The 15,766-nt window shown below is 65.3% G+C and carries 13 protein-coding genes; 11 read left to right on the top strand and 2 right to left on the bottom strand.

The window, feature by feature from the left end; genetic code table 11:
* Positions 1-21 precede the first annotated feature (21 nt).
* From kduI to M0209_RS08425, 4 genes are read left to right on the top strand one after another with little or no spacing between them, the layout of a single operon-like run.
* A complete protein-coding gene (gene kduI / locus M0209_RS08440) occupies positions 22-861 on the top strand; it encodes a 5-dehydro-4-deoxy-D-glucuronate isomerase (RefSeq protein WP_258887841.1) in 840 nt (279 codons plus the stop codon).
* A complete protein-coding gene (gene kduD / locus M0209_RS08435; protein WP_258887840.1) occupies positions 858-1,613 on the top strand; it encodes a 2-dehydro-3-deoxy-D-gluconate 5-dehydrogenase KduD in 756 nt (251 codons plus the stop codon). Before kduI ends, kduD begins: the two co-directional genes overlap by 4 nt.
* The gene (locus tag M0209_RS08430; RefSeq protein ID WP_258887839.1) at positions 1,610-2,620 is read left to right on the top strand and encodes a sugar kinase; all 1,011 of its coding nucleotides are present in this window, start codon (positions 1,610-1,612) and stop codon (positions 2,618-2,620) included. The genes kduD and M0209_RS08430 overlap by 4 nt, the downstream gene beginning before the upstream one ends.
* The gene (locus M0209_RS08425) at positions 2,607-4,196 is read left to right on the top strand and encodes a carboxylesterase/lipase family protein (RefSeq protein ID WP_258887838.1); all 1,590 of its coding nucleotides are present in this window, start codon (positions 2,607-2,609) and stop codon (positions 4,194-4,196) included. The genes M0209_RS08430 and M0209_RS08425 overlap by 14 nt, the downstream gene beginning before the upstream one ends.
* Positions 4,197-4,198: 2 nt before the next feature.
* On the opposite strand, the gene M0209_RS08420 is transcribed toward M0209_RS08425, so the two are convergent.
* Positions 4,199-5,548, bottom strand: a complete 1,350-nt coding sequence (locus M0209_RS08420; RefSeq protein ID WP_258887837.1) for a polysaccharide lyase family 1 protein — start codon at positions 5,546-5,548, stop codon at positions 4,199-4,201.
* A gap of 231 nt (positions 5,549-5,779) precedes the next feature.
* Here M0209_RS08420 and M0209_RS08415 point away from each other — a divergent pair, with 231 nt between their 5' ends.
* Genes M0209_RS08415 through M0209_RS08405 form a run of 3 tightly spaced genes read left to right on the top strand, consistent with a single transcriptional unit; the run spans position 5,780 to position 11,271 of the window.
* Complete coding sequence (locus tag M0209_RS08415; RefSeq protein WP_258887836.1) at positions 5,780-8,659, top strand: TonB-dependent receptor; 2,880 nt, start codon at positions 5,780-5,782, stop codon at positions 8,657-8,659.
* Between the two features lie 12 nt (positions 8,660-8,671).
* A complete protein-coding gene (locus tag M0209_RS08410; RefSeq protein WP_408988230.1) occupies positions 8,672-10,288 on the top strand; it encodes a family 43 glycosylhydrolase in 1,617 nt (538 codons plus the stop codon).
* Positions 10,285-11,271 carry an alpha/beta hydrolase gene (locus tag M0209_RS08405; RefSeq protein WP_258887835.1) on the top strand — a complete coding sequence of 329 codons (987 nt, stop codon included), beginning with the start codon at positions 10,285-10,287 and terminating at the stop codon, positions 11,269-11,271. Before M0209_RS08410 ends, M0209_RS08405 begins: the two co-directional genes overlap by 4 nt.
* On the opposite strand, the gene M0209_RS08400 is transcribed toward M0209_RS08405, so the two are convergent.
* A complete protein-coding gene (locus M0209_RS08400) occupies positions 11,268-12,053 on the bottom strand; it encodes a DUF2189 domain-containing protein (protein WP_258887834.1) in 786 nt (261 codons plus the stop codon). The two genes, M0209_RS08405 and M0209_RS08400, sit on opposite strands and share 4 nt — an antisense overlap.
* A 113-nt stretch (positions 12,054-12,166) precedes the next feature.
* Between M0209_RS08400 and M0209_RS08395 the strand changes: the two genes are divergently transcribed.
* The 4 genes from M0209_RS08395 to M0209_RS08380 are packed head-to-tail and all read left to right on the top strand — an operon-like array spanning position 12,167 to position 15,766.
* The gene (locus M0209_RS08395) at positions 12,167-13,093 is read left to right on the top strand and encodes an ATP-binding protein (RefSeq protein WP_258887833.1); all 927 of its coding nucleotides are present in this window, start codon (positions 12,167-12,169) and stop codon (positions 13,091-13,093) included.
* Positions 13,093-14,748 carry a magnesium chelatase subunit D gene (locus M0209_RS08390; protein WP_258887832.1) on the top strand — a complete coding sequence of 552 codons (1,656 nt, stop codon included), beginning with the start codon at positions 13,093-13,095 and terminating at the stop codon, positions 14,746-14,748. The genes M0209_RS08395 and M0209_RS08390 overlap by 1 nt, the downstream gene beginning before the upstream one ends.
* Positions 14,745-15,632, top strand: a complete 888-nt coding sequence (gene bchO / locus M0209_RS08385; protein WP_258887831.1) for an alpha/beta fold hydrolase BchO — start codon at positions 14,745-14,747, stop codon at positions 15,630-15,632. The genes M0209_RS08390 and bchO overlap by 4 nt, the downstream gene beginning before the upstream one ends.
* A complete protein-coding gene (locus tag M0209_RS08380) occupies positions 15,629-15,766 on the top strand; it encodes a hypothetical protein (protein WP_258887830.1) in 138 nt (45 codons plus the stop codon). Before bchO ends, M0209_RS08380 begins: the two co-directional genes overlap by 4 nt.

Below are 15,766 nucleotides of genomic sequence, written 5' to 3'. Positions count from 1 at the left end.
TCGACCTTCACGGAGAGAGCCATGTTCGACCGCACCTATTACGCCACCCATCCCGATATGATGGAGTGCGTGTCGAACGACGAACTGCGCGACCGCTATCTGATTTCAGGGCTGTTCCGCACGGGCGAGTGCGTGCTGAACTATACCCATGCCGACCGGTTCGTGATCGGCGGCGTCGCAGTGGGCGATGCGCCGGTTGCGCTGCCCACGCAGACCGAGCCGCCCTCGGCGGTCGGGCATCCGTTCCTCGAACGGCGCGAGCTGGCTGTGGTCAACGTGAGCAGCGTCGAAGGCACGGTCACCGTCGATGGCGAGGCGTTCGCGCTCGGCAACAAGGACTGCCTCTACGTCACGATGGGCGCGAAGGACGTCGTGTTTTCGGGTGCGGGCGCACGCTTCTATCTGGCGTCCTGCCCGGCGCACAAAGCGTTCACGACACGCAAGCTGGGCATTGCCGACGCCAATGCGCTGGCACGCGGCAGCCTCGAGGAATCGAACGAGCGGACCATCTACCAGCTCGTCATTCCCGGGATCTGCGATTCGGCGCAGCTCGTCATGGGGCTGACCGTGTTGAACCCCGGGTCGGTGTGGAACACGATGCCGCCGCACATCCATGAGCGGCGCAGCGAAATCTATTTCTACTTCGAGCTCGACGGGCCGAACGACCGCGTGTTCCATTACATGGGCGAGGGCGAGGCGATGCGGCACATCGTCATGGCGAACGAGGAAGCCGTGATCTCGCCGCCCTGGTCGGTGCATATGGGTTCGGGGACCAAGGCCTATGCATTTATCTGGGCAATGGCGGGCGAGAACCAGGATTATACCGACATGAACGTCCTCGACATTTGCCAGCTCGCATGAGCGCGCCGTTCGACCTGTCGGGGCGGGTGGCGGTCGTCACCGGGGCCAATACCGGCATCGGGCAGGGGATTGCGGTCGCGCTGGCAGCGGCGGGGGCGGATGTGGCCTGCGTCGGCCGATCCCCGTGCGACGAGACGGTGGCGAAGGTGGAGGCGCTGGGGCGGCGCGGCGTGTTCATCGCGGCCGATCTGTCGAGCATCGAACCTGTCCAGCGGGTTGTGGACGAGGCTGTGGAAAAGCTGGGGGCGATCGACATCCTCGTCAACAACGCAGGCATCATCCGGCGCACCGACGCGGTCGATTTCAGCGAGGCCGACTGGGACGCGGTGGTGGACACCAACCTCAAATCGGTGTTCTTCCTGTGCCAGGCCGCGGGGAAGCACATGATCGCGCGCGGGCACGGCAAGATCATCAACATCGCCTCGATGCTGAGCTTTCAGGGCGGCGTCCGCGTGCCGAGCTATACCGCGTCGAAATCGGGGGTGGCCGGGCTGACCAAGCTGCTCGCCAACGAATGGGCGGCCAAGGGCATCAACGTGAACGCCATTGCGCCGGGCTATATCGCGACGAACAATACGGCGGCGCTCCAGTCGGACGAGCAGCGCAACAAATCGATCATGGACCGCATTCCCGCCGGACGCTGGGGCAGTCCCGATGACATGGGCGGGGCGGCGGTGTTCCTCGCGTCATCGGCGTCGGACTATGTGAACGGGCATATCCTCGCGGTGGACGGCGGGTGGCTGGCGCGGTGACGGGCAGGGTTGTCGCCTTTGGGGAGTTGCTGATCCGGCTGACCGCACCGGGGCGCGAGTTGCTGATGCAGTCGCCGAGCCTTGCGCTGCACGTCGGCGGCGCGGAGGCCAATGTCGCGATCGGGCTTGCCAATCTGGGGCATGCAACCGCAATGGTCAGCGCGGTGCCGGACAATGCGCTCGGACGCGGCGCGGTAGCGGCGGTGCGCGGGCAGGGGGTGGATTGTTCGGGCGTACAAATGCGCGACGGGCGGATAGGGCTGTATTTCCTCAGCGTCGGCGCGGGGCTGCGCGCGTCGGAAATCGTGTACGACCGTGCGGGGTCGAGTTTTGCAGACGCGTCTTTCGATGAGTTCGACTGGGATACGCACCTCGCGGGCGTGGGGCTGTTGCACCTGTCGGGGATCACGCCCGCGCTCGGGCCGCAGTCTGCGGAGGCGGCGCTGACGGCAGCGCGCGCGGCGAAACGGCTGGGCGTGCCAGTGTCGTTCGACGGCAATTACCGCGCGATGCTGTGGGAAAGCTGGGACAGCGACCCCAAGGCGGTACTGGGCGAATTGATCGGCATGGCCGACATTTTGTTCGGCAACCACCGCGATATCGGGCTGGTGCTGGGCCGCGATTTTTCCGGTGACGGCCCCGATCGGCGGCGCGAGGCGGCAGATGCTGCCTTCGCAGCGTTCACCGGTTTGAAGATCATCGCCTCGACCGCGCGCCATGTCGTCGATGCCGATTGCCACCGCATCGCCGCGCGGGTCGATACGCGCGACAGGGCGGCGCAGACCGAGGAGATCGCGGTCAGCGGGATCGTGGACCGGATCGGCGCAGGCGATGCCTTTGCGGCGGGTGTGCTCCACGCGCATCTGGGCGGCGGCGATGCAGAGGGGATGGCGCGAACGGGGCTTGCGCTGACGTGCCTGAAACACTCGCTGCCGGGCGACGCGAGTCTGTTCGGGCAGGCCGATATCGATGCGTTCAACGCAGGCGGGCTGGATGTCCGGCGGTAGCAATTTCAGCCGTCGCGCTGTTATCGGCAGCCTTGCAACGCTAGTAGCAGCAAAAGCGATAGCAGCGGAGCCGGTGCAAAGCTCGGACCGTGTGCTGATCAAACTGCCCGCACGAAGCGCCAACGCCACGACGGATGATGGAGCCGTTGCGTTTCTCGGCATCCGTTACGGGCAAGACACGAAAGACCGGCGGTTCCAGCCAGCGGCGCCCACGCGGGATCGAATTCCGCAACTCCGATTTGCGATAGACGAAAACCAGCCTGAGGCTGCGCTTGCGAGTTTCCGGACGGCTTTCGGTGAAGATGTAGTGGTCGAGCGCTCGGCATTTGGTCCCGTTTCTCCGCAACAGGGGAGCCGCTACGTACCGCAGTCCGAGGACTGCCTGTTCTTGAATGTGTGGACGCCAAATCACTACGTCCGCCAACCCCGTCCCGTCATGGTCTATATCCACGGCGGTGCCTATTCGAACGGGTCGGTCACCGATCCTCTTAACGACGGCGCGGCGCTCGCCGAACGCGGCGATGTCGTCGTCGTCACCGTCAATCACCGGCTCAACGCGTTCGGCTATCTCTCGCTGGGGCGAATCGATCCGCGATTTCCCGACAGTGGCAATGTCGGGCAGCTCGATCTGATCCTCGGGCTGCAATGGGTGCAGCGCAACATCGCGGCGTTCGGCGGCGATCCACATAATGTCACCGTGTTCGGCCAGTCGGGCGGCGGCGCGAAGATCGCGACCTTGATGGCGATGCCCGCCGCCAAGGGGCTGTTCCACAAGGCGATCACGATGAGCGGGCAGCAGGTGACGGCGTCGGGGCCGCTCAATGCCGAGAAGCGCGCGCGGGCGTATCTGGCGAGGCTGGGCTTCGATCCGGTGACCGCGCCGGTCGAGGCGCTGGTCGCGGCGCTCGATACCGTCGATCCGGTGATGGGGGGCGGGCTGTATTTCGGGCCGGTGCTCGACAGGCGCAATCTGCTGCGCCACCCGTTCTGGCCCGATGCCGCGCCGCAAGGCAACAGCATCCCGATGATGATGGGCAATTGCATCGCCGAAACGCGCGCGTTCTTTCCGCCCGATCATCCCAAGCTGCGCGGACTCGACTGGTCGAACATTGCAGCGCGCATGGGACCGGAACTGCGCGTCGATATCGACCCCGAGATGGTCGTGCGGACCTATGGCGGCTGGTATCCCGACCTCTCGCCTGCCGATATTTTTATCAAGGCGACGACAGCGGGACGCAGCTGGCGCGGGCAGGTGATCGAGGCGGAGGAACGCGCGAAGGCGGGCGTCCCGGCGTTCGTCTATCAACTCGATTTCGAGCAAGCGATGCACACCGGCGACATCGGCCTCGTATTCGGGACCAAGCCCGACATGACCCCCGCGCAACAGGCGATGAGCGACCGGATGATGGCCGCGTTCGTGCGCTTTGCCCGCACCGGCAATCCCGGCTGGCCTGCTTACGACCTGACCGCGCGCAAGACGATGGTTTTCGACACCGACTCGCGGGTCGAGAGCAACCCGCGCGGGCGCGAGCGGGCGTTGTTCGGGGTCGTGCCGTATATTCAGCCGGGCACCTGACCCTATTGCCGCATCGCCGCGTCGCGGGGGCTGAGCTTTTCCTGGATCGGGCCTTTCTGCCCCGGATACAGGCCGGACTTTGGCTCCATCGTTGCGAGATCCCAGTCGCCGTCCACAAAGGGCGCGCGGGTTTCGGCCTGCACCGGATAGGCGCTCCAGTCCTTCTCGTCGTTGATGATCGTCCCGCGCCCTTCCGCGACGAAGAACAGCACGCGGATGTCGTCGCCATCGCGGTCCCACGGGCGCGCCCCGGCGTGGGCCAGCACATGCGTCTCCACGTCGCGCACCGGCAGGACGGCAATGCCGGCAGGCCATGACACCGGAGTCTTGCTGACAATCAGCTTTGCGCGCGTCTCGCCATATCGGCCGAACATCGGCAGCGGCGCGCCCCATTTGTCGACCGCGATATTGTCCTTGCCGTAATATTCGAGATCGCCATCGCCGCCGAGCGTGAGGAAGGGCAGGCCGACCGCCGTCGATACGCCCCCGCGCAGGACGTTGCCGACCGCGCTCAGCTGGCCGTTCTGATAGGGGTAGCTGCCCCATTCGAGCGCCATCAGGTTATAGTGCACTGCCCGCTCGCCGGGATCGTAGATCAGATTGTTGATCACGGCACCGCGTGCGCCGCCCTTGAACAGCGGATTGCGCTCCTGATTATGCGCCCAGATGTTGCGGTAGAACAGGATGTTCGAGGTGTTGTCGTGGATCAACGACCCCTTGCTGTGTTCGCCCTTGGGGTGGCTCGCATCGGCGAGACCCTCGCTCGCCAGATTGTACGAGAAGGTGATGTTGTGGCTGGTGTTGGCACGCCATTCGTCGGGCGTCTTGCCGTTGAAACGCGGGCCGCTGGCGGACATGTTTTCGTCGATCGCCCAGCTGAATGTGTTGTGGTCGATAATGACATTGTACGCGCCGACGGTGGAGAAGGCGTCCGCCTCCCACCCGCTGCGTTTGGGCTGGTTGTCGGCACCGGTGCGGACGCGGATGTGGCGGATGACGACGTCGTGGCCGTGAACGTCGATGCCGCCCTTGATGATCGTGATGCCGGGCGAGGGGGCGGTTTGCCCCGCGATGGTCAGATATGGCTCGCGGATTTCGAGTGTTGTCCGCTTCAGGTCGATCACGCCGCCGACTTCGAAAACGACGATTCGCGGCCCCTTGGCCTGAACGGCTTCCTTGAAAGAGCCCGGGCCATCGGCGGCAAGCGTCGTGACGCGGATAATGCGACCGCCGCGCCCGCCGACAGTGGTAGCGGCCCAGCCGACCGCGCCGGGAAAGCTGGCCTGCTGCGCGGCGGCAAAGCTCGGCAATGCAAGCGCAAGCGCCGCCAAAAATGTCACACCCAGCCGCATCTTCGCTCTCCTGAAACCGCCGTCTTGACATCGGCGTGCACTCGTCGCTAAACCTTATGACACCGGTTACTTAGACGCAAGTCTGCCGGAAAATCGATTGCCGCAACAGGCAACGATCATGGGATTCGAGGGGCTGAAAGTTCATTTCCGCCAGGAAAAGAGCAGCGAGGCCCCTGTAAGGTCGATTGAAAAAGACACCGGTGTCATAACCGGTAATTGGGGAGGTTTCTAATGACGAGCACTGTCCGGCGTACCGCCACCTTGTTGCTGGGATCGACGGCGCTTATCGCGTTCGGCACGAGCGCCGCGTTCGCGCAGACCCCGGCCCCCAAGGCAGCAGCGCCCGCTGCCGAACCCGAATCGGACACCGCAGAAATCGTCGTCACCGGCTTTCGCGCCTCGCTCGAAGCCGCGCTCAATCTGAAACGCACCTCGGTCGGCGCGGTCGATGCGATTGTGGCCGAAGATATCGCCAAATTCCCCGACCAGAACCTCGCCGAGTCGCTGCAGCGCATTCCCGGTATTTCGATCCAGCGCGATGCGGGCGAGGGCCGTGCAATCACTGTGCGCGGATTGGGTGCCCAGTTCACGCGCGTCCGCGTCAATGGCCTCGAGACCGTCGCGACATCGACCGACGGTGCGTCGTCGAACCGCGACCGTGCATTCGATTTCAACGTGTTCGCGTCCGAACTGTTCAGCAGCATCGTCGTCCACAAGACTGCCGAAGCGTCGCTCGACGAAGGTTCGCTCGGCGCGGTCGTCGATCTCAACACCGGCAACCCGCTGGCGGGCAAGGCGGGCTTGCGCGGCGCGCTGTCGGTCGTCGGATCGTACAACGACCTGTCGAAAAAGCTCGGGCCGCGCGTGGCGGGGCTGCTGAGCTGGCGTAACGAGGATGGCACCTTCGGGGCGTCGTTCTCGGCCGCCTATTCGAAGGTGAAGACGCTTGAGCTCGGCAACAACAGCGTGCGCTGGGCACAGGCACGCTTCGACAGCGTCAACGGCGCACCGTGCTTCACCACAACGGCAACCAGCGGCATCGGCTCGCCCAACGCAGGCGGTGTCTATACTGTCGGGCGCAATGCCGCATGCGACCAGGCTGCGCTCGCCTTTCACCCGCGCATCCCGCGTTACGGCGAGATCGGCCATGACCGCGAACGGCTGGGCCTGACCGGATCGATCCAGTTCGAGCCGACCACGAGCACCAAGATTTCGATCGACGGCCTCTATTCGCGGTTCAAGGAAGCCCGCGAGGAGAAGTGGGGCGAAGTGCTGTTGCGGACGCTCGAGCGGCCAATCGACGTGGTCAATCCGGTCTATGACGCCAACAACAACATGATCGCGGCAACGCTCAACGATGTTTACGTCCGCACCGAACATTATCTGCGCCAGTCGAAGACCGATTTCTACCAGATCGGCGGCACCTGGGACCAGCAGCTGGGCGACAAGTTCCGCTTTACCCTGCTTCTCGGCGCGTCGAAGTCCAACGCCGATATTCCGGTCGAAACGACGATCCTGTTCGACGATCGCGACGCGCAGGGATATTCGTACGACTATCGCACGATGGCGACGCCGAAGCTGACCTTCGGCACCAGCGTCACCGATCCGACGGTGTTCCAGCTTGCCGAAATTCGCGACCGTCCGTCGAACGTGACCAACAAGTTCCGCACCGCTCAGTTGCGGACCGAATGGGACGTCGTCGAAGGGTTCACGTTGAAGGCGGGCGCCGTCTATCGCCGGTTCAATTTCGACACGGTCGGCTTCCTGCGTGATACCGTCGTGTGCGGCAACGGCGGGACCAGCCTCGTCACCAGCACGTCAGGGACGATTGCCTGTTCGCCCTCCGCCCTGTTCGGCGCGACGGCGATCTATGGCTTCCCGGTAACCGCCGCGTTGTCGGAGACGTTCAATATCGGCAATGGCGGCCAGCCTGCGGGGACGACCAGCAGTTTCCTGATCGCCAACCTGCCCGCTGCTGCGGCCTTTACCGGTCTGTACAGCCGCACACCGACGGTCGATGCGGGCAACACCCGTTCGGTCACCGAAACGACCAAGGGCGGTTACCTCCAGGTCGACGTGAAGGGCGATCTGTTCGGCCTCGAATATGCAGGCAATGCCGGCATCCGCTATGCGCGCACCGAACAGAGTTCGACCGGCGTGCTCAGCGGGGCGACGGTGACGGTCGAGCGGTCCTACGAAGACTGGCTGCCGTCGTTCAATGTGGCGTTCTATCCGTCGCGCAACTTCATTATCCGCGGTGCTATCGCGAAGGTGATGACGCGTCCGTCGCTCGGCAATCTGACGCCGGGCGGGACGATCGACGGGTTCAACTTCCGGATTACGTACGGCAATCCGCAGCTCAATCCGTACCGGGCGACCAATTTCGACCTCGGGGCCGAATGGTATTTTGCACCGGGCGCGATCCTGTCGGTCGCGGGCTTCATCAAAAAGGTCGAGAGCTTCCCGATCAGCCAGGCATTCACGGCAACTTATGCCTCGACCGGCCTGCCGCGTGAGGCGCTGCCGACCAGTTCGCCCGCCTATATCAACTTCGACCCGAACCAGCTTTACACGATCACCGCCAACGTCAACGGGACGGGCGCGACGCTGAAGGGTGTCGAGCTTGCGCTGCAATTGCCGTTCAGCACCTTCATCAAGGAGGGCTTCTTCAAGAACTTCGGCCTTCTCGCCAATGCGACGTTCATCGATTCGTCCGCGACCTACAACGTGCAGGGTCCGGCCACGGTCCCCGGCGGCGGGCTGACCAACGCCGTGCGGACGGCCACGCTGTTCGGTGTTTCGAAGAAGGCCTATAATGCCACGCTTTATTATGATGACGGCAAGTTCAGCACGCGCGCCTCGGCAAGCTATCGTGACCGGTACATCGATGCGAATTCGGGCACGGGCAACGTGTTCGAGGGTTATGGGGCAACCTGGAACGTGGATGCGTCGATCCGTTACAAGTTCACCGACTGGATGGAACTATCGGTCGAGGGCACCAATTTGCTCGACACCTATCGTTATCGCTACACCGATTTCGACGCCGACCGGAACTACGAGAACAACCATTTCGGTCGGACGATCCTGTTCGGTGCGCGGTTCAAGATGTAGGCTGCGCGCGTGATTACCCGCCGCGCCGGATTAGTGGGAGCCGGGGCGGCGGGACTGACACTGTCTTTGCCCTGCGGGTCGCACGCGCAAGGCAGTCGGGCGACGGCGTCGCTCGACCCCTATGAGGGGATGCGCTGGGGGACGGGGTATGAGGGACAGCGCAAGGCCGATCTCGGCAACGGGCGGTTCCTCAACCCCGTCTTCGCGGGCGATCACCCCGACCCGACGATCCTGCGCGACGGCGACGATTATTACCTGACTTTCTCGAGCTTCGACGCTTATCCCGGTATCGTCATCTGGCACAGCCGCGATCTGGTGAACTGGACGCCGGTAACTGCCGCGCTCACCACGCCCATCGGGTCGGTGTGGGCGCCCGAACTGATCAAGCATGGCGGCAAATATTATTGCTACATTCCAGCGCGCAGTCCGTCGCGCCGGTCGATCTATGTCATTACCGCCGACCGGATCGAGGGACCGTGGAGCGCACCGGTCGATCTGAACCTGCCCGACCATATCGATCCCGGCCATGCCGTCGACGCAAGCGGCACCCGCTGGCTGTTTCTGTCGGGTGGCGACCGGGTGCGGCTGACACCCGACGGTCTCGCAACCGTCGGCAAGGTCGAACATGTTTACGACCCCTGGCGTTACCCCGCCGACTGGGTCGTCGAGGGATTCTCGCCCGAAGGGCCGAAGATCGTGCGGCGCGGCGCGTGGTATTACATGATTACCGCTGTCGGCGGGACCGCGGGGCCACCGACCGGCCATATGGTGATTGTCGCACGTAGCCGCTCGCTCGACGGCCCGTGGGAGAACGATCCCGGCAATCCGGTGATGCGGACGACATCGCCGCGCGAGAAATGGTGGTCGCGCGGGCATGGCACCTTGTTCGAGGGGCCGGGCGGCAAGTGGTGGATGGTCCTCCATGGCTATGAGAACGGCTATTGGACCCTGGGGCGGCAGATGCTGCTCGCGCCGGTCGAATGGAGCCGCGATGGCTGGCCGCGTCCGGGCGGCGGCGATCTGTCGAAGCCGCTGACGATGCCGCAACGGGCAGGCGGCGCGCAGCACGGACAGCCCCTGAGCGATAATTTCGGCCGCGACCGGTTCGGCGCCCTCTGGGCGTTCTACGACCCCGCCACGAACGAGGCCGCGCGGGTAAGCTATATGCCGGGCGCAATGCGCCTGGCAGGGAAGGGCACGAGCCCTGCCGACAGTTCGCCGGTCTGCGCGATCGCGGGCGACCAGCGCTATGCGATCAGCGTCGGGATCGAGCTGGAGGGCAGTTGCGAGGCGGGGCTGCTGCTCTTCTACAGCCGTCGGCTTTATGCGGGGCTGGGTTTCGGGGCGGACGGGCTGGTCATGCAGCGCTATGGCGTCCGCCGCCCGCGCGCGAAGAGCATCGTGCCGTTGCGGCGTCTGGAAATCAGGCTGGTCAACGACCGCAACATCGTGACGATCTACACGCGGTCCGATGGTAATGCCGCATGGGACAAGTTCGATGTGCAGATGGAAGTCAGCGGCTATCACCATAATGTCGCGGGCGATTTCCTGAGCCTGCGCCCCGCGCTCTATGCGGCGGGACCGGGTGCCGCGCGGTTCTCGAACTTTCGTTACGAGGCGTTGCCATGATCGATCGACGGACACTGATGGGGGCAACGCTCGCGGCGAGCCTCGCGGCGCGGGCCTCGGCGCAGACGCCGCCGCCGGTCAAGAGCGGCGCGCTGCCCGCAGGGCTGCCTCAACCGGTCGAGACCATCGACCTGTGGCCTAAAGGTGCGCCGGGCGCGCCCAAGGTGCCGCTGGTCGAAACCGTCAACGAGCGCAGCACTGACCCGCAACTCACCGACCGCGCGGTGTTCGGCATTTCGCGCCCGCGACTGGTCGTGTTCCGGCCCGACGTCCCCAATGGTGCGGCGGTGCTGATTACGCCGGGGGGCGGCTATAAATGGGTGGTGATCGACAAAGAGGGTTATGAACTCGGCCGCTGGCTGTCGGCGCGCGGGTTCACGGTGTTCGTCCTGTTCTACCGTTTGCCGGGTGAAGGCTGGGCAGCGGGGCCGGACGTTGCGCTGTCTGACGCGCAGCGGGCGATGCGGCTGATCCGCCAGCGCGCCACGCACTATGGCGTCGATCCTGAACGCGTTTGCGCGATGGGATTTTCGGCGGGGGGGCATGTCTGCACCGATCTGGTCGCGCGTTTTGCGGCCCCGACTTACGCGCCGGTCGATGCCGCCGACGCGCTGTCTCCGCGCCCGTTCTGCGCTGCGCCGATTTATCCGGTGGTGTCGATGGACCGCAAGAACGCGCATCCGGGGTCGCGCAAGCTGCTGATCGACGATAACGATGCGCTCGAGGCGGCACATTCCCCGCACCTCAACATCGCCGCAAACAGCCCGCCATGCTTTCTGGTTCATGCCGAAGACGACGATGTCGTGCCGGTCGCCAACACCCTGATGTTTCGCGATGCGCTCAAGGCAAAGGGCATAAAGGTGGAGACGCATTTGTTTGCCAATGGCGGCCACGGGTTCGGGTTGCGCAAAGCCATCGGCAAGCCGGTCGGGATATGGCCGGAACTGTTTCTCGGCTGGGCGAAGAGTGTTGCGCTGATCTAGCGCTCGACCATCCGTGTGTAGAGGTGCCACGTCGCATAGCCGAGCGTCGGCAGCACCACAGCCAGCCCGATAAACGCCGGCAGCGCACCGAGCACGAGCAGGATGCCGACCCGCAGGCCCCATCCGGCGACCGGCCCCGGATTTGCCGACACCGCGCGCAGCGAGGTTTCGACCGCATGCCCCGGATCGACATCGAGGTCGACCGCCATCGGGAACGAGACGAGCGTCGTCATCAGGGTCACGACCGCAAACACCGCGCCCGCCAGATTGCCGAGGACGATCAGCGTCCACCCCTGCGGCGTGGTGAAGACGCGGCGCAGGAAACTCGCGACGCCGGTCGGGAAATCCGGCCCCATCGTGGCGGCATAGATTGCATAGGCCGCGCCGAGCCAGAACAGGAACAGGACGCCGAGGCCGGTCGTCAGCATCAGGATCGTCGATCCCTGCTTGCCCCGCATCGGATCGAAAAAGTGCCGCCAGCTCGATTCGAGGCCCGCCTCGCGTCGTCGCGCCAGCTCGTAAAAGCCCGAGGCCGCAGCAGGGCCGAAGATCGACAGGCCTGCCGCAAAGGGGAAGACCAGCGGCAGCGCCGCATCGTTCAGCGCAAACGCCGCCGCGATCAAGCCGATGGCGGGATACAGCAGCGCCACGAAAATCAGGTCGCCGCGCTTGGCCTGAAAATCGCTCCAACCCTCGCGCAGCGCCCAGTCGAGATCGGCAGTGGTAATTTTACGGACGGGCAGCGCGCCACTTTCCTTCGGTGTCGAAACGGTCGCGGACATGGTCGCACTCCTCGCAGGACGTACGAGCGAGGCTACGCCGATGGTTACATTTTGCAAGACTGTCGCGATGCAGCGACTTGCCGACTGTCCAGCGCATGTTACACGTGAACGCAATGCGGGCGGCTTTCCCCTTTTCGGCAATCGTCGGTCAGGACGAGATGAAGCGCGCGCTGCTGATTGCGGCGGTCGATCCGAAGATCGGCGGCGTGATGGTGTTCGGCGACCGGGGGACGGGAAAATCGACCGCCGCTCGCGCGCTCGCGGCACTGTTGCCGCCGTTGGGTAAGGGCAAGCCAGTACCCTTTGTGGACCTCCCGCTCGGCGCCACCGAGGACCGTGTGGTCGGGGCGCTCGATATCGAACGCGCGCTGGGCAAGGGGGAAAAGGCGTTCGAACCGGGGCTGCTGGCGAAGGCCGATCAAGGCTTTCTCTACATCGATGAAATCAACTTGCTTGAGGATCATATTGTCGATTTGCTGCTCGATGTGGCGGCATCGGGCGAGAATGTCGTCGAGCGCGAGGGGTTGAGCGTGCGGCATTCGGCGCGCTTCGTCCTGATCGGCAGCGGCAACCCCGAGGAAGGCGAATTGCGCCCGCAATTGCTCGACCGGTTCGGCTTGTCGTTGGAGGTGCGAACATCGCAGGATCTCGACACGCGGGTCGAGATATTGCGCCGCTGCGACGCATTCGAACGGACGCCCGACGCGTTCGCGGCGGACTGGGCCAAGGCCGAGAAGAAGACGCTGAACAAGATCGCCAAGGCCAAGAAGCTATTGCCCGAGCTGACGGTTCCCGACGATGTACTGCGTGCCGCATCCGAACTGTGCATCGCGGTCGGGGCCGACGGGTTGCGCGGCGAGCTGACCCTGATGCGTGCGGCACGGGCGGCGGCGGCGCTCGGTGGGAAGACGCTGGTCGGTGTCACGCAATTGCGTGCGGTCGCGCCGATGGCGCTGCGCCACCGGCTGCGGCGCAATGTACTCGACGAGACCGGCTCGACGGCGCGGATCGAACGCGCGCTGAGCGAACTCTTCGACTGATGGACCCGTTCGGCGACGCCTTGCTCGCCGTGCGGTTGCTGAAGCGCGACCCGGCGGGGTTGGGCGGGATGATCCTGCGCGGCGCGGGACCGGGGCGTGATGCCGTGCTCGCGGAACTGGGGCCGATGCGGCGCTTGCCAGTCGGGATCGATGACGAGGCGTTGATCGGGGGCCGCGATCTGGCGGCGACGCTGGCGGGGCAGGGCGGGACGGTTCGCCCGGGGCTACTCGCGCAAGCCGATGGTGGGTTACTGCTCGTGTCGATGGCGGAGCGGATGAGCGATGCGGTGGCGGCGCGGATCGCGTCGGTGATGGACATCGGCGAAGTCGTGATCGAACGCGACGGGGCAGGCGCGCGGCATCCGGCGCGGTTCGGGCTGGTGTTGCTCGACGACGGGCAGGGTAAGGAGCGGGTGCCCGACCGTTTGGCGGAACGGTTGGCGTTCCGGTTCGATCTTTCGGACGTGCGCTTGATGGAGCAGGCACCCGTCACCCCGGCCCTGAGCCGGGGAACCGCTTCTTCAAGCAATATCGCGCCTGTGAGCGGGACCCCGGGTCAAGCCCGGGGTGACGGGATAAGGGCTTTGGCGTCCGTATCGTTGGCCCTTGGGATCGACTCGGTGCGGGCGCCCGTCATGGCTTCCCGCGTCGCGAGCGGGCTCGCTGAACTTGAGAACCGCGCCGAGCCCAATGAGGCCGACATTGCGACCGCTGCCTGTCTCGTCCTCGCCCATCGCGCGACGCGGATGCCGAGCGCAGCCGAGGATGACGCACCGCCACCGCCGCCCTCGTCGAGCGATGGCGAGTCCCAAATCGGCGACACGCTTGACGATGTCGTGCTGGAAGCGGTGACCGCAGCCCTGCCGCCCGATGTCCTCGCCGCCATTGCGGCAGGTGCAGGACGCTGCACGTCGAACAGCAGCGGGGGTGGCGAGCGGCGCAAGTCGCCGATGCGCGGGCGGCCGCTCGGTGCGAGGGCAGGCTTGCCGAGAGGTGGGGCGCGACTGGCGCTGATCGATACGTTGCGCGCGGCGGCACCTTGGCAGAAACTGCGCGGGGCCGATCTGGCATCCGGCGACCGCATTGCCATTCGCCGCGACGATCTGCGGATCAAACGATTTGAGACGCGCGCCGATGCGACGACGATTTTCGCCGTCGATGCCTCGGGCTCAGCTGCGGCTGCGCGGCTGGGCGAGGCGAAGGGCGCGGTCGAACTGCTGCTTGCCGAGGCCTATGTGAAACGCACCGAAGTCGCGCTGATTTCGTTTCGGGGTGACAGTGCCGAGGTGTTGCTGCCACCGACGCGGTCCTTGACCCGCGCACGGCGCTCGCTGGCCGATCTGCCGGGCGGGGGTGGGACGCCGCTGGCCGCCGGAATCGATGCGGCGCGGCTGTTGGGCGAAGCGGTGCGCGGCAAGGGCCGGACGCCGTTTGTCGTGTTGCTCAGCGACGGTCGCGGCAATGTCGGCGCTGAGGCGACGATGCCCGCTGCGAAGGCATTCGGCGCGAGCGGGCTGGGCGCGGTGTTCGTCGATATTTCGAACCGTCCGCGGTCCGAGGGGGCCGAGCTCGCTGCCGCGATGCGTGCGCGCTATCTGCCGCTGCCGCGCGCCGATGCGGTGGGGCTGCGCGATGCAGTGAAGGCCGCGCAATGAGCCTGCCCCCCGCCGACTGGCCGAACGCGACCGACAGCCGGTCGGTGCGGGTCGGCGGGATCGACTGGCATGCGCAGATCGCAGGCGATGGACCGGTATTGCTGCTGCTCCATGGCACCGGTGCAGCGACGCATAGCTGGCGTGATATGCTGCACCCGCTGGCGCAGCATTTTCGTGTCATCGCGCCGGATTTGCCGGGGCATGGCTTCACCAAAGGACGCCCGCCGAACGGATTGACGATGCCGGGTGTGGCACGCGCACTTGCCGGATTGCTCGGCGAGCTCGATGCCGAACCGGCGCTGGTAGTCGGCCATTCGGCGGGTGCGGCAATCGCGATCCGCATGGCGCTCGACGGGTTGGTGCGGCCCGCTGGGATCGTGGGAATCGCGCCCGCACTGCTACCGTTTCCCGGCATCGCCCAGCATCTGTTTCCGACGATGGCCAAGCTGTTGTTCGTCAATCCGTTTGCGCCGCACATCTTTGCGTCGGTCGCGCGCGGGCCCGGCGCCGTCGAACGGTTCCTGGCGCGCAGCACCGCGTCGAAGATCGATGCGGCCGGGAATGCGGCTTACGCCAAATTGTTCGCAACTTCGGCGCATTGCGCGGGGGCGATCGGGATGATGGCCGATTGGGATCTGGTGCCGCTCAAGCGCGATTTGCCCAAACTCGCGGTGCCCATGCTGGTGCTGCACGGCGAAAAGGACGCCGCCATTCCGGTGTCGGGTGCGCTCGACTCGGTCGCGCTGATCCCCGATTGCGCGCTCGAAGTGCTGCCCGGCCTCGGCCACCTCGCGCATGAGGAAGCACCGCACCTGGCGGTCGATCGCATCCTGCATTTTGCGCGCACGCAAGCTATACTGGCGACCGAGGGAGCAGTGGCATGAAGGGCTATTTCGGGATCATCGAGGCGGGGCTGACGCTCGCCATCGTGTTCGGGTTCGGCTTCTGGCAATTGCGCTCGTTGAAACGGATGAAGTCCGATGATCAGCCGGCGAAGAGCGATGACGACCGGCCGTGA

Origin of the sequence: Sphingomonas sp. SUN039, assembly GCF_024758725.1 — a bacterium.
Lineage (GTDB): Bacteria > Pseudomonadota > Alphaproteobacteria > Sphingomonadales > Sphingomonadaceae > Sphingomonas_O.
This window is presented reverse-complemented; position numbering and strand designations above follow the sequence as displayed.